Source organism: Psychrobacter faecalis (genome assembly GCF_016107575.1).
Taxonomy (GTDB): Bacteria; Pseudomonadota; Gammaproteobacteria; order Pseudomonadales; family Moraxellaceae; genus Psychrobacter; species Psychrobacter faecalis.
Map to the genome: position 1 here is coordinate 1 of NZ_JABAST010000018.1, position 13,400 is coordinate 13,400.

Here is a 13,400-nt window from a genome sequence, read left to right on the forward strand (position 1 = left end):
GCTTATTCTCCTGTTAGTGGATTATAAGCAGTTACACAGAGTTTGGGAAACTCCCTACTTGCCTAAGGGTTGTGACTTTAGACAAGTCTCTGATAATGAAATACAGGACATTGAGAACAAACTAAACAACAGACCAAGAAAACGATTAGGGTTTAAAACGCCTATGCAGGCGTTCTATAATATTAATTAGTGTTGCACTTGGTGTGTTAATCTAAGATTCTAATAAGTTATAAACTTCCTAGGCATTTAATGTTTAAACATCTGCTAGCCTTTTTTCGCTATTTTTCTTATGATAGATAGGCTCGCGATTGTTCTATCATTTGTTAAGCCTTGTTCAATTAAGCTATCACATTAAATTATTTACTCGATATTCTTATTCAAATTTTTGCTTTGATTTTATCCAAAATAAAATGCCTATCAAATAAAAATAAAATTTTTTGCCCCATTATTTTAAAAGATTTTGCAGTCATCAGTGCTTTGTTTCTATTTTTAAATTTTTCTATATTAATTACCCATGATTGAGGAAGTGATGGATGGACGCACTAAGCGTGTTGCTACAAAATGTACATTTATTCGAAACGAAGTATTATCGATTAAATGTGACGGGCAATTGGTCTTATTCACTCACTAGGCAAGATACGATTTTATTTTATTTGGTGATGTCGGGTGGTTTTTGTATCGACGTCGGCAATGGCCCACGAGAAACGCGCGCCGGTGACATGATTATGATTCCAAGCGCGCATCAGCACGTGAGTTATGCGCTAAATTATTATAGTGATGAGGCGCAGCCGTTAGATGAGTTATTGACGAGCTGTAAAGATCATACGCTGGATTTAAAGGGTGACGGTGATTTTGAAGCGTCATTGATATTAATCGAGTGTAAGTATGATAAGGCGATGATTCGGCCTTTATTGTCCGTACTGCCATCGATTCTGCCGGAAGTCAATGATGAAGATGATGGCCGGTTTGAGGTGATTGATGTTGAGATTAGGCTACTGACGCTAGAGGCTGAGCACGAGCGCATGGGTAAAACCGCGGTGATCAATCATTGGGCAAGTATTATGATGATTGAATGTTTGCGGGTATATATTGAAAGTCTGCCTGAAGCCACTGAGAATTGGCTAAAAGCGATGAAGGATCCGTTTTTGACCAAAGCGCTGGTTGCGATGCATGAGATGCCAAGCGAAAATTGGACCATTAATAAGCTTGCTGAGGTAGCAGGCATGTCACGCTCAAGCTTTGCTCAGCGCTTTAAAGAGGTCGTTGGTATACCGCCGTTGACCTATTTGATGGATTATCGCTTGCGCTTGGCCGCGCGTTATTTGCGTTTGCAGCAAAACAGTATCAGCCGTATTAGCGGTTTGGTCGGTTATGCCTCGGATTCAACCTTTAGCCAAGCGTTTAAGCGTGTTTACGGCATCTCACCTAAAGCTTATCGGCAGCAGTATCAACAACAAACGCTCTCTTAATTAGCTGTTAACTGCTATACCTTTTTAAAAAGCGCTCAGGCTATTTATCGGCCTTAGCGCTTTTTTGCTCGATGCTCATTATTAATTAAAACTCCCGCCTTTTACCATAACTATTACTTACCATCACCTTTATCACTGATTTCGATACTGAGTATTTCGGCGATGGCTAGCTGACAATGCACTTAGGTTAAGGTACTATAGAGTCATGTTTTGCCCAAGCGTAGTAGTGAGATTTTAGCGCATTTTATGGCACTGTCTGCTGGCCGCTATCGATAAGTAGTTGGTTTTAAACGCTGATAGACTATTCATTTAGGATAACTTGGGCAAAGTTTATTTTTGCAGCTAATGGTATTTTATGACTGAACCAACCGCTAAGCCAACCGTGACTTCAAATAGCCAGCGTACTACTGCGTCCGCTACGCCGACGGGCAACGCTGATAAAAAAGACGTAAAAAGTAAGGCGAAAAATAAACCGCGTACGGCAAAAAACAAGCAAAAAACCAATATTACGCCTGCGCTTGATAAAGCGGCGCTGCTCGCGTTATTTACGTTATCAAATACTGAGTCAAATGTTGAATTAGGCGTTGAGCAAGCAAGTCTAAATACTCTTAGCAGCAGTGAGTCGAACAGCAGCGAAACCAATGTCGCCACGCAGCGGTTAGCGCTTTATCGTCGTCAGCATGAGCGCACACGCCAGCTATATATGGCCTCCGCCGCTACTCGTCCTACGTATCTGGTGCAAACGCTAAAAACGCAGTTTGCAGAATATCAGCAATATTTACTGGCGCAGCAGCTTGATAAACGTGGTCTGATGGATACCGATGGGCTAGAGCGTTTATGGCAACAGTTGCACGTGGTCGATGATATTATCGAAGATATCGTGCGTCATATGCCCGCACAGCAGCCCGCCGGTTGGCAGCTGACGACACAAGATGGTCATAATCCACTGCGTTTCCCTACCGTTGGTAAGCTCAAACATGACAAGCCTATTGTAGATCAAGGCAGCTTAAACAGTTATGTGCTTGGTCATTTTGGCGTCAGTAGTTTTACCTATGACCGCGCTTATTATATTGGTCATGTAGTTGGTTACTTATTTAGCTGCTATTTTTGTGCTCATCTGTCTATCAGCTATGGGGTTACCGCACTTGGTCCGCAGGTCGTGAGCGACTATGAATACGCTAGTTTAGAGACGCCACATATGGTAAGACTGCTACAAGGCTTGGATGGTTATTGCAAAAAACGTATTTATCAATTGGCCGTTATTTGCGCGCGCCTTAGCGTCTTCGCCAGTGACAAGCGTATCGAGCGCATGCTGATTGCTGAAGTCAATGATTTTGATAAAAAATTGCAACAACAGCATCTAGATGTTTTACTGTTACAAGGTTTAATGCCAGATAGCAGTGATTCTACGCCGCTTTTTTAAGACTTTTACTCTTTAAAATCTATTGTAAAACTTCTGTTTATCAGCATGTTAAATTGCTCACCTTAGGATATTTGCTGCTATGCCCGCTTATCATTATAAAGCGTTAGATGACCATGGCAGTGTCCAAAAAGGCTTACTTGAAGGCGATTCTGCGCGGCAAGTGCGCCAGCAGCTGCGTGATAAACAGTGGACGCCCGTCGAAGTCACCGCCGTCAATGACCGACAAAGCCAAAGTAAAAACCGCTATAAAAAACCATCGGCTTATGAATTAGCACTGCTGACTCGTCAATTATCGGTATTACTTGCCGCCGGTATTCCTTTAGAGGAAACGCTGGCTGCCGTCGCCAAACAATCACCAAAAACCCATATTAAATCATTAATGCTTGCCGTGCGCTCGCATGTGCTAGAAGGTTTAAGCCTCGCACGCGCCCTGCAACAAGCCGCTAGTTTTCCGCCGCTTTATATCGCCACCATTGCGGCAGGGGAAAAGTCCGGTCATTTAGATTTAATCCTTAATCAGTTGGCAGATTACACCGAAAACCGTTTTGCCCTACAAAAGAAAATCCAAGGGGCGATGGTCTATCCAATTGTATTAATGGTAATGGCAGTCGGGGTCATTATGGGGCTAATGAGCTTTGTGGTTCCCAAGATTGTCAAAGTTTTTGAGCAATCTGAGCAAGCGCTGCCGCTGATTACCCAAATCGTCCTGAACTTATCAAATATCATTACCCAGTGGTGGTGGTTGATGCTTCTGGTATTGGCAGGGGCGGCGTTTTTGTTTTATCGCTTTGCGCAAACCCAAGCAGGCAAATTAGCCATAGACAGTATGGTACTGAGACTACCGATATTGGCGCGCTTATCAAAAGGGCTTAATGCGGCCCGTTTTGCCAGTACGCTTGCGATATTGGTGCGCTCAGGGGTACCGTTGATTGAAGCGCTGCATATAGGGGCGGCGGTGACGACCAATTTACACATTCAAAAAACCATTATCACCGCAGCCGATAGAGTCACCGAAGGCTCAAGCTTATCGAGTCAGTTAGGAAAATCTACCTACTTTCCGCCAATGATGGTGCAAATGATTAAAAGTGGGGAAAACTCAGGCGAGCTTGAAAATATGCTCAGCCGCGCCGCCAATATGCAAGAAGCCGAAGCGACCAACTTTATCAGCACCTTGCTGTCGTTACTTGAGCCGCTCATGTTGGTATTGATGGGCGTGGTGGTCATGATTATTGTCATGGCAGTGATGCTACCGATAGTGAATATGAATGATTTGGCAGGTTAGTAAACGCTTAAGCTTTGTTAATTTCTCTGTAGCTGGCTCAAAATCCATTACCTTTATCTTGCTAAAGCTTCCGCTAAATTTCTTAAGCCTTGCTTAGTGTTGTAGATTGTTGACAACGGTATGTTTTTACTAGAGCGCAGCCAGTCATCAGGCTATAGTAAGCGCCAGTCAAAAGCTTTGCTTATAAACTGCTTAGTATAAAGGATAGCGGTTATCCAACATTTCACGGCATGTATCCATAAAAGTAGATATTCATAACAATCCATTGCAGCGCTGGATAAAAATAAAAGCATGGTTTATAGTGATAAACGGTTGAGGGTTCATTAATCTAAAGCCAACCCACTAAAACGCTCTGAACAGTACATTCATTATTTATATCACCTGATACCAAAAGCGATGACCAAAGCGATGACTATAATTGACACGATGCAAGTAGATACCATGCCAAAAAACGCTAGGAATGACGATAAGTTGCAGGCAGAAAACATGAATGAAAATATGCCCGCTGCTCTGAAAGGTCGTCCGTCAATGTCTCATAGCCAGTCTGGATTTACCCTTATTGAGATTATGGTAGTGATTGTGATTTTGGCCATTCTCGCAGGTCTAGTCGTACCAAAAGTGGTCGGACAAAGTGATAAAGCGCGCGTCAAAACCACAGAAACGGCGCTGGCAACGGTATCCAATGCGCTTGATATGTACAAAGTTGATAATTCACGTTATCCGACGACGGCGCAAGGTTTAGAAGCCCTAACCACACCGCCTGCTGACGCCAAAAACTATCCCGATGGCGGTTATATCAAAGGTGGCTATCCGACCGATGGTTGGGAAAACGAGTTGCAATATGTTGCGCCAGGTAGCGAAGGTCGTCCTTATGATTTATTTTCATTAGGCGCTGATGGGCAGCAAGGCGGCGAAGGGCAAGATGCTGATATTTATGCTCAGTTGTAAGCTGCGATTTAAAGTGATTAGATTAAAGTGATTAGCGCTGAGCAACATAGCATTTTCTAACACTTTACTGATTAAAGCGGCGTTAAAATTTCTATATATCAACCAATAAGGCTTTATTGGTTGATATTTTTTATGAAAGCATAAAATAAGTACTATGTTAGTAAGTACCATGCTAAACAGACGGCCACCATATACGTTTAGCCTTTTTAATTAAAAGTCATTACAAACAGTTGTTAAAAGTAACCTTTAAAACCCGCTATCAAAGGTAGTTATTTATGTTTATCAAAACAGCCACCCCAGTTATCAATAAACGCCTTGCTAAAAAACCTCATCTATTGGCAATGGCGCTTATAAGCACTTCGTTGATGACAGGTTTATCAACAATTTCAATGAGCGCGCAGGCAGCAGGGCTTGGTGAATTGTTTGGCAATAATAATGCAGCACAATCGAAGTTTTTGCCAGTCGATAAAGCTTTTAAAGTAGATAGTATTACCAAGGCGACGTCTAAAGGCACGCAGTTATCGATTACCTTTGATATCACGCCCGGCCATTACGTTTATAAAGACAAGCTGATGCTAAGCTTTCCAAAGGGCATCAGTGCGACGCCATTTCGCTTTAGCCAGTCGCCAATTTCTATTAATGATCCTACCTTTGGGAAAGTGCCTGTTTTTACGCAAAAAAATATCATCGCTACCACCACCCTGAGTACCAATAATGGTAAAGGCGCCAAAAATGTACTCGTTGTCATCGGCTGGCAGGGCTGTGCTAAAGCGGGTTTATGCTATCCGCCCGAGAAAATTAAAACCACGGTCAATATTGGCACAGCTCGTAAATAAATAATGATGTAAATAGAAAAGTCCATACAGACAGTGAATTGGTCAATTCGAATTTTGGTAATAATAGGTAGCCCTTCATGTCCCTTAAGAGCGCAGAAAAGTCTCTGTCATTAACGCAAAATAAACCGTCAAAAAAATCTTATCTGTTGGCGTTCGCTTTAAGCGCTGGTTCATTATTGGCAGGGCTAGCAGCGACTGGGCTGATGGCCGTGCCAGTGGCATCGCAAGCGGCAGGGTTGGGCGATTTATTTAGCAGTGATAAAAGCGCGACCCAACCGAAATTTTTACCCGTTAACGAAGCGTTTCAAGTTAGCAGTAGCAGCAAACCGACCAATAATGGCACGCGCTTAGCGATTAACTTTGACATTACGCCTGAGCACTATGTTTATAAAGACCAAATTAAGCTAACGCTGCCTGCTGGCGTGACCGCCGCGCCTTTTACCTTTAGCCAAAAGCCTGTCTCCATTGATGATCCGACCTTTGGAAAAGTACTGGTATTTGACCAAGCCAATATGGTTGCTAGCACTATATTGAGTAGTAATGGCAAGGCGATAAATAATGCCGCCGTGACGATAGGTTGGCAAGGCTGTGCCAAAGCAGGACTTTGTTATCCACCGGAGAAAATAAAAACCACGGTCAAAATTGCTGCTGCGTCACAATCGGCAGCCAATAGTTCAAGTAGCACTGCTACAGTTTCTGCGAGCAATAACAGCAATGCAGAAACTGCGCAAGCATCTACAGAGGCGACTGATACTGATCGTCTTGCTACAGAGCAAACTACGCCAGATGACGAGGTGATTGATTACGCTTTGTTAGATGATGAAGCATTAGATGCAGAGCTTGGTACTAGCAATACCATCTCTGGTGCCGATGAAGAAGTTGTAGGCGACAATGTCACAAGTAATATGCCAGCAAACGATAGCGCTACAACTGCAACAAACAATACCGTTGTCGTTGATAACGCCATTAATAGTGACCCTTTTGGCTTAGCTTCGCATCCGTGGTTGGCATTGGTGTTATTGTTCTTGGCAGGGTTGGGCTTGGCATTGACGCCATGCGTGTTACCGATGCTACCGATTGTTGCCAATATCGTCGCGCGTGAAGACAATCCAACGGTAAAACGCGGTGTTATTTTAACGACCAGCTACGCTATTGGTGTTGCCATCGCTTATGGTATTTTAGGCGCGGTCATTGCGGTATTTGGCGAATCGTTAGGCATTATCGGTTGGCTACAAAATCCGATTATTTTAATTGGGTTTGCCATCGTTTTTGTCTTATTAGCCCTTTATATGTTGGGCGTATTTAGCATTCGTCTGCCAAGATTCATCAGTAGTAAAATGCAGGGTCTAAGCCAAGCGGGGGATAGCAAACTTGGTAGTACGGGTGGCAGTTTAATTGCGGGATTCTTATCGGCGCTCGTGGTATCGCCATGCGTTTCGGCACCCTTATTTGGGGCGCTGCTTGCCGTATCGACGATTGGCAGTCCGCTCCTTGGCTTTGCCGCTTTATTTATGCTCGGTTTTGGTTTATCAGCGCCGCTTATCTTAATCGGCGCGACCCAAGGTAAAATCATGCCTAAAGCTGGCGAGTGGATGAACTGGGTCAAGCAAGGCTTTGCTTTGCTGCTGTTTGCCGTGGCGTTGTTATTAATTGAGCGCGTCTTTATCTCGCCTGTAATGCTGATAGTGTGGGCCCTGTGGTTTATGGTCGTGGCGATGTGGGCATGGAGCTGGCTAGGCAAAGGTCGAATGTTGACCCAAGCATTAAGCTTAATCGCTGGTATTTGGGCGACGTGTTTAATCGTCGGCGCCGCATTGGGTAATGACGACAGCTTACATCCGCTCGCGTCATTAAGCGCCGCGCCAGTGATGCAGACGACTGCTGGTCAACCAGCCAGCAGTAATGCAACCGATAAGACGGTCACGACGCTCGCTGAATTAGATGCTATTGTCGCCGCCAACCCTAAAGTGCTGGTCGATGTCACCGCCGAATGGTGTATTGAGTGCCGGATTATGGATAAAAACTTATTTCATAATCGCCCTGCGCAAATGCAAGATTGGCAATTGGTCAGACTTGATATCACGGAGACTACGGCTGATTCAAAAGCAATCTTAGCGCGTTATAAACTATTTGGTCCGCCAGCATTGCTGTATTATCAAGACGGGCAATTGGTCAATCAGCAAGTGGGTGAAATCGGGCACGCAGCGTTTGAGCAAACCTTAACCGCGCTAAATTAATCGTTTAAATGTAGATAAATTCCACATCATTTCTACCCATTAAAAAGCCAACGTCCTTTGATAATAGGACGTTGGCTTTTTCAATCTTACTAAATAGCTTTTTTAATATAGACGCTAAATCCTTGGTTTAACGTTATTTATTACTATTCATTTAACTACTTACCTTATTATTTACATCAGAATTTGCTCGCAATAACGCTAGTATAGTGCCCTTATTTTCATTACAATAAAGCAACATTGCGAAAGGCGCATTACCACGAGTAATGGCTACCTGACACGTCCATATTTATTGGTTTTCTTTGGTTTTTACTCTATTTTAGCAATCATGCTAATGGTTATATCAATTATCTCATAGACTCTGCTGGCGCTCATGCCAGTTAGATAAAGGACACTTATGTTTTCTCCTATTACGCCGCAGCGTCCCTCTTTAGCGCTTAACAAAGCAGGCAAAAATAATAACAGTCAGCGGTCCAAATGCTATTTAACCATGGCGGTTGGGACAGCGCTTGCTTGTTTTACCTTACAAGCCAACGCCGCTAATGGCACTCCAAGCTATGAAGAGCTACCGGTAGAGAGTATCGCATTTGAGTATGATACTGATGAGGCGGCAAAAGTTGTCAATAAGCGCGTGGTCAATCCAAATGCGGCGGCTCAAAGCGACAAGGTGATTAGTAAGGAGTTTGTCGCCGAACAAGCAAGACTGTTTTATGAATGTACACAAGTACAAACCAGTGGTGCGCGTTTGGCTTGTTTTGATAAAGTTGCCGAGCAAGGCAAAACGCCGAGTTACACCACGACTAAACAACCAGTTGATTTGGCAAAAACCCTACAAAGTACCCTTGCTGGTAATCCGCAAGTTGTCCTAGTAGAAGAAAATACCACCATTTCTGCAAACAGTAATAATACAGCAAATAACGAAGCTGGTAATGGCGAGAGTTTGGATACGGTTGGATTGACGCAAAGGGAGGCGGAAGTATTAGAAAACGTCGGCGTCACCCAAGCTGATATCGAGAAATACACGCCGTTAAGTTTGGCTTATGATTTGGATAAAAACAGCGAGCGAGGTACCTGGACAGTCAGACCACACCGACCAACTTATTTGCTACCGCTATTTTATACTTTTGATCCCAATTTAGGACCAAGCACGCCGTCGCAAGATAAAGAAGAGTTTACCTCTAACGACACCCGTAATACAGAGCTAAAGTTCCAGCTGTCACTAAAGACCAAAGTGATGGAGGATTTGTTTGATACCAGTGCCGATTTATGGTTTGGTTATACCCAAGAGTCGCACTGGCAGGTTTATAACGAAGACAACTCACGACCATTTCGCGCCACTGATTATCAGCCAGAGATATTTTTGACCCAGCCTGTCACAGCTGATCTGCCTTTTGGTGGCCGTCTGCGCATGTTAGGAGCGGGTGCGATTCACCACTCTAATGGGCAAGATGATCCCTTATCGCGCTCGTGGAACCGTGCTTATCTGATGGCAGGGGCAGAGTGGGGCAAATTGTCGGTCATACCGCGTCTATGGGCGCGCGTCAATAACGAGAGCTCTAGCAGTGAGGACAATCCAGATATCGAAGATTACATGGGCTATGGCGATATCAAATTTTTATATGATTTGCCTGATCAGCAAAGCCTAAGCGGTACTTTGCGTTATAATCCGAGTACCAACAAGGGTGCTGCCCAAATCGACTATGTCTATCCATTATCCAAAAACGTCAACGGCTATATTCAATTATTCCAAGGTTATGGCGAATCTATTATTGATTATAACCATGAAAATACTTCGATTGGTTTTGGTATCGTGCTAAATGACTGGAAAGGTTTTTAGAATAAACGCAGCGATGGGCATCGAGTGATGCGACACTTAGCGCCTTATCAAACTGGATTATGGCTGGCAGAGTATGGGGACATACGCTGTCAGTTGTGCCGTCTTTATCGCAGTGCGTCGCAATCACAACACCTATCAACTCATTCCTCACCAAGTCCGCCAAATAAGCATTCATTTTTTGCCAAACTGCGCCAGCAAGTTAATAACCGTTTTAACAGCGGCTTGCTTTGCTCCGATTGTCATAACAGTATCGCATGGCGACCCAAACCCTTTGAGGTTGATATCGCTTCGGGTACTGTTCTCTCTATTCAAGCAGCGACCTATTACGATTATCCGATACGTCAAGCTATTCGTGCTTTTAAGCATCATGAAGATATGACCAAGTTGCCGTTATTGCTACATGTATTACGTCAATTGCCTAGGCCGCACGGCTGTCATCAGGATAATAGTGTCATTGTTGCGATGCCGACGACGGAGCAACGCCTTATTAAACGAGGTTTTGACCCGGTCAGTATTTTAGTCGCGCAATTGTCTAAGCATTGGCACATTCCACTTTGGCAAGGCGTAGAACGTATCGATGATGCTATCAGTCAACAAGGGCTGACACGTGCCGAACGCTTAACCAACTTAGAAAACGCCTTTGCTTTAAGCGAAAACCCTCCGGTTAAACGCTTATTATTATTTGACGATGTCGCGACTACAGGTGCTAGCCTACAAGCATTAGGTCATGCTTTAAGCAGTCAATCTACAGGCTTGTCAGTCATTAATTCTAAGAACTCTCATCAATATCATCTATCAGCCTATGCGTTAGCACACGGCAGTCAATTGTAAAATCTGTTCCTATCAAAAAATTGCTTCTATTCATTTAAAATAACTATTATGTTGCTAATATGTTGCCTTAACGTTATATTATTGACACATTTTACCTACATATTTCGATTTTTATCGTTTAAATAAAATCCCATAACTCCGATTCGTGTTCTAAACGCTTAAATCAAAAAATACATTGGACAAAAGTATCGTTACTGTATGACGATTGTTTCTATTGGAACAAAAATTGCATGTATCTTAATGGATATAGTTAAAAAATAATAAGCTGAGAATAGATTTTAGAAGGGCTAGGTACGGTAATTATTACTATGACAGACCTAGCATTTATCAAAGACAATGACAGCTATAGATAGGGATTTGATGTGAACGCATCTACGAATAAGGTAGCACAAAAGTTACAAATGACCAGCTCAGGATTTACCCTGATTGAGCTGATGGTAACGATTGCCGTGCTTGCTATTATTGTCAGTATTGCTGCACCTAGTATCAGTACTCAGCTTGCCAATCAGCGCGTAAAGTCGACGACGGCTACACTGGCTAATGCGTTAAAAGAAGCGAAAGCTGAAAGCATTATTCGTCGGCAGAACCTTACTTTGAGCTATAACAATACTAGCACACCTAAAGTGATTACGATTACTGCCCCTGATTCAAACACTATCGCAAATTATAGTTATAACGTTAAAAGTACTATCAAGCCAGACACACCCGTAACTATTGTCTTTGAGCCAAGTAAACGGGTTAACACGGCACGTACTTACACAATCTGTGATAGCAGTAATAATGCGACGCCGCGCCAGATTGAGGTTAATAAAATCGCTAATATCACTACTAAATTGGGAGGAACATGTTAATGAAGAATTCAAACTCTCAAAGTGGTGTAGGATTAATAGAAGTTATGGTAGCTCTATTATTATTAGCGGTTGCGGTTTTAGGATTCAGCGCATTAAATATGGTTTCAGTGAAAGCCACAGATGATAGTGTATTAATTGCCAATGCCAATACAGTAATGCGTGGTTTATCTGAAGACTTACGATTGAATCCTGACAATATATTAATTTATCAACAGGATATTCAAAGTGTTTTAGGCAGTGTATCTGATACAAAAGATTATTGTACTGCTGTTGCAGCATATAAAGCTGCGAGTGTCACAAAAAATTGTGATAATGATTTATGCACTGCAGAGGAACTAGGAAAATATAATAGCTCGAATGCCATGCAAAAAGCCTGTGATAATGGTGTTTTATTAAATATGGTTACTTGTCCTGGTACAGCAAACAAACAATTACGCCACTGTATTATTACTTCCTGGAGTGGTACTAAACCAGTCTTTGGTGCTAATACAGACAGTAATAAAGCTTGTGCTGATACATCTGGCGTCTATTATGCAGGTTCTGACTGTTTGATTATGGAGTCATACTAATGCAAGCTAAACATACTCAAGATGGCTTTTCATTAATCGAACTCATGATTTCCCTCACACTAGGGCTTCTCATATCAGCAGCAGTTATGCAGGTTTATCTCACAAGTATAAAAACCAGTAGCGTGCAGTCCGGTGGTACAGATATATTAGAAGCGAGTATTTTTGGTATTCAAAATATTGAGAAAAGTATCAGGCTTAGTAATTTAGGTATGGCGGACTCCAATAACCCTTTCACTCCTTTAGCTGGTGTGATTATGACCAGTGATACTAGTCTAGTTAGTGCCTCGCAAACAGATAAATCTAAAAACAATATGAATGGCATTAAAATGGGTGGAACATAGAGTTGATGATAGTGATTGCTATCATTGGCATATTAGCAGCCATTGCTACACCTGCGTATCAGGTTTACTCAAATAAAGCAAAAGTTAATGCTTGTCTATCAGAAGTAAAAAGCTATGGTAACGAAGTTTTCATTGTATTAAACGATGAAGACTCTGCTTCAACTCCAAGATCACTAATCTTGAATTCCTGTCAATCTATTACGGATGCTACAGGTTGGACATTAAACACTTGGCAAAAGATTGAAGCAATTACAAAAGCGCCTTCTAACGCGCGTATCGAATGTAATATTCCTAAAGGTACGCCATGTGTGGTATTACCTTAAAGTCCTTATAAAGATTCGTTTGCCATAAAAAACCACCTATCTAAATAATAGATAGGTGGTTTTTTATTGTCTCAACGTTGTTCGGCTTTAAAACACTAGCTACTTCTCTAAATACTGAATCTTACCTTCGACGCCGTCCCACTTCGCCGCTTCTGGCAGCTGACCTTTCATCTCAGTGATGTTTGGCCATTTTTGCGCCAGCTCCTCGTTCAATTGAATAAACACTTCTTGGCCTTTTGGTACTTCATCTTCTGAGAATATCGCATTGGCAGGGCATTCAGGCTCGCATAGCGCGCAGTCGATGCACTCATCAGGGTCGATAGCAAGGAAGTTCGGGCCTTCATAAAAGCAGTCCACAGGGCAGACTTCCACACAGTCGGTGTATTTGCAAAGAATGCAGTTATCTGTAACGACAAAGGTCATAGTGGTCTACCTGTTATTGGTTTGGCAAAGTAC

At 42.7% G+C, this 13,400-nt stretch carries 13 protein-coding genes and 1 pseudogene; 13 read left to right on the top strand and 1 reads right to left on the bottom strand.

The window, feature by feature from the left end:
- The 13 genes and pseudogenes from JFC07_RS13180 to JFC07_RS13345 all read left to right on the top strand — a co-directional run.
- Window positions 1-190, top strand: a pseudogene (locus JFC07_RS13180) (hypothetical protein); the annotation flags it as partial.
- Between the two features lie 343 nt (window positions 191-533).
- Entirely contained in the window at window positions 534-1,469 is a 936-nt protein-coding gene (locus JFC07_RS07215) for an AraC family transcriptional regulator (protein WP_068406344.1), read from the top strand.
- A 355-nt stretch (window positions 1,470-1,824) separates the two neighbouring features.
- The gene (locus tag JFC07_RS07220; RefSeq protein ID WP_068406345.1) at window positions 1,825-2,892 is read left to right on the top strand and encodes a hypothetical protein; all 1,068 of its coding nucleotides are present in this window, start codon (window positions 1,825-1,827) and stop codon (window positions 2,890-2,892) included.
- A 79-nt stretch (window positions 2,893-2,971) separates the two neighbouring features.
- A complete protein-coding gene (gene gspF / locus JFC07_RS07225; RefSeq protein WP_068406348.1) occupies window positions 2,972-4,174 on the top strand; it encodes a type II secretion system inner membrane protein GspF in 1,203 nt (400 codons plus the stop codon).
- A gap of 486 nt (window positions 4,175-4,660) precedes the next feature.
- Window positions 4,661-5,122, top strand: coding sequence for a type II secretion system major pseudopilin GspG (gspG, locus tag JFC07_RS07230; protein ID WP_286796058.1), 462 nt, complete (start codon window positions 4,661-4,663; stop codon window positions 5,120-5,122).
- A 275-nt stretch (window positions 5,123-5,397) separates the two neighbouring features.
- Window positions 5,398-5,958, top strand: coding sequence for a protein-disulfide reductase DsbD domain-containing protein (locus tag JFC07_RS07235; protein ID WP_198328748.1), 561 nt, complete (start codon window positions 5,398-5,400; stop codon window positions 5,956-5,958).
- 77 nt (window positions 5,959-6,035) lie between these two features.
- Window positions 6,036-8,195, top strand: coding sequence for a cytochrome c biogenesis protein CcdA (locus tag JFC07_RS07240; RefSeq protein ID WP_068406354.1), 2,160 nt, complete (start codon window positions 6,036-6,038; stop codon window positions 8,193-8,195).
- Window positions 8,196-8,589: 394 nt separating this feature from the next.
- Window positions 8,590-10,029, top strand: coding sequence for a phospholipase A (locus JFC07_RS07245; RefSeq protein ID WP_193030074.1), 1,440 nt, complete (start codon window positions 8,590-8,592; stop codon window positions 10,027-10,029).
- Between the two features lie 27 nt (window positions 10,030-10,056).
- Complete coding sequence (locus JFC07_RS07250; protein WP_198328749.1) at window positions 10,057-10,860, top strand: ComF family protein; 804 nt, start codon at window positions 10,057-10,059, stop codon at window positions 10,858-10,860.
- 401 nt (window positions 10,861-11,261) lie between these two features.
- Entirely contained in the window at window positions 11,262-11,711 is a 450-nt protein-coding gene (locus tag JFC07_RS07255; RefSeq protein WP_068406364.1) for a pilus assembly FimT family protein, read from the top strand.
- The gene (locus JFC07_RS07260) at window positions 11,705-12,280 is read left to right on the top strand and encodes a type IV pilus modification PilV family protein (protein WP_145989809.1); all 576 of its coding nucleotides are present in this window, start codon (window positions 11,705-11,707) and stop codon (window positions 12,278-12,280) included. Before JFC07_RS07255 ends, JFC07_RS07260 begins: the two co-directional genes overlap by 7 nt.
- Complete coding sequence (locus tag JFC07_RS07265) at window positions 12,280-12,621, top strand: PilW family protein (RefSeq protein ID WP_068406366.1); 342 nt, start codon at window positions 12,280-12,282, stop codon at window positions 12,619-12,621. The genes JFC07_RS07260 and JFC07_RS07265 overlap by 1 nt, the downstream gene beginning before the upstream one ends.
- A gap of 5 nt (window positions 12,622-12,626) precedes the next feature.
- A complete protein-coding gene (locus JFC07_RS13345; RefSeq protein WP_068406368.1) occupies window positions 12,627-12,944 on the top strand; it encodes a hypothetical protein in 318 nt (105 codons plus the stop codon).
- A gap of 99 nt (window positions 12,945-13,043) precedes the next feature.
- Here the strand turns inward: JFC07_RS13345 and fdxA are convergent, their stop codons facing one another.
- Window positions 13,044-13,367 carry a ferredoxin FdxA gene (gene fdxA, locus JFC07_RS07275; RefSeq protein WP_068406370.1) on the bottom strand — a complete coding sequence of 108 codons (324 nt, stop codon included), beginning with the start codon at window positions 13,365-13,367 and terminating at the stop codon, window positions 13,044-13,046.
- Window positions 13,368-13,400 lie beyond the last annotated feature (33 nt).

Excerpts from the sequence above, each read along its gene's own strand:
- JFC07_RS07215 (WP_068406344.1), top strand. The coding sequence starts at position 534 with ATGGACGCACTAAGCGTGTTGCTACAAAATGTACATTTATTCGAAACG.
- JFC07_RS07220 (WP_068406345.1), top strand. The coding sequence starts at position 1,825 with ATGACTGAACCAACCGCTAAGCCAACCGTGACTTCAAATAGCCAGCGT.
- gspF (WP_068406348.1), top strand. The coding sequence starts at position 2,972 with ATGCCCGCTTATCATTATAAAGCGTTAGATGACCATGGCAGTGTCCAA.
- gspG (WP_286796058.1), top strand. The coding sequence starts at position 4,661 with ATGAATGAAAATATGCCCGCTGCTCTGAAAGGTCGTCCGTCAATGTCT.
- JFC07_RS07235 (WP_198328748.1), top strand. The coding sequence starts at position 5,398 with ATGTTTATCAAAACAGCCACCCCAGTTATCAATAAACGCCTTGCTAAA.
- JFC07_RS07240 (WP_068406354.1), top strand. The coding sequence starts at position 6,036 with ATGTCCCTTAAGAGCGCAGAAAAGTCTCTGTCATTAACGCAAAATAAA.
- JFC07_RS07245 (WP_193030074.1), top strand. The coding sequence starts at position 8,590 with ATGTTTTCTCCTATTACGCCGCAGCGTCCCTCTTTAGCGCTTAACAAA.
- JFC07_RS07250 (WP_198328749.1), top strand. The coding sequence starts at position 10,057 with ATGCGACACTTAGCGCCTTATCAAACTGGATTATGGCTGGCAGAGTAT.
- JFC07_RS07255 (WP_068406364.1), top strand. The coding sequence starts at position 11,262 with ATGACCAGCTCAGGATTTACCCTGATTGAGCTGATGGTAACGATTGCC.
- JFC07_RS07260 (WP_145989809.1), top strand. The coding sequence starts at position 11,705 with ATGTTAATGAAGAATTCAAACTCTCAAAGTGGTGTAGGATTAATAGAA.
- JFC07_RS07265 (WP_068406366.1), top strand. The coding sequence starts at position 12,280 with ATGCAAGCTAAACATACTCAAGATGGCTTTTCATTAATCGAACTCATG.
- JFC07_RS13345 (WP_068406368.1), top strand. The coding sequence starts at position 12,627 with ATGATAGTGATTGCTATCATTGGCATATTAGCAGCCATTGCTACACCT.
- fdxA (WP_068406370.1), bottom strand. The coding sequence starts at position 13,367 with ATGACCTTTGTCGTTACAGATAACTGCATTCTTTGCAAATACACCGAC.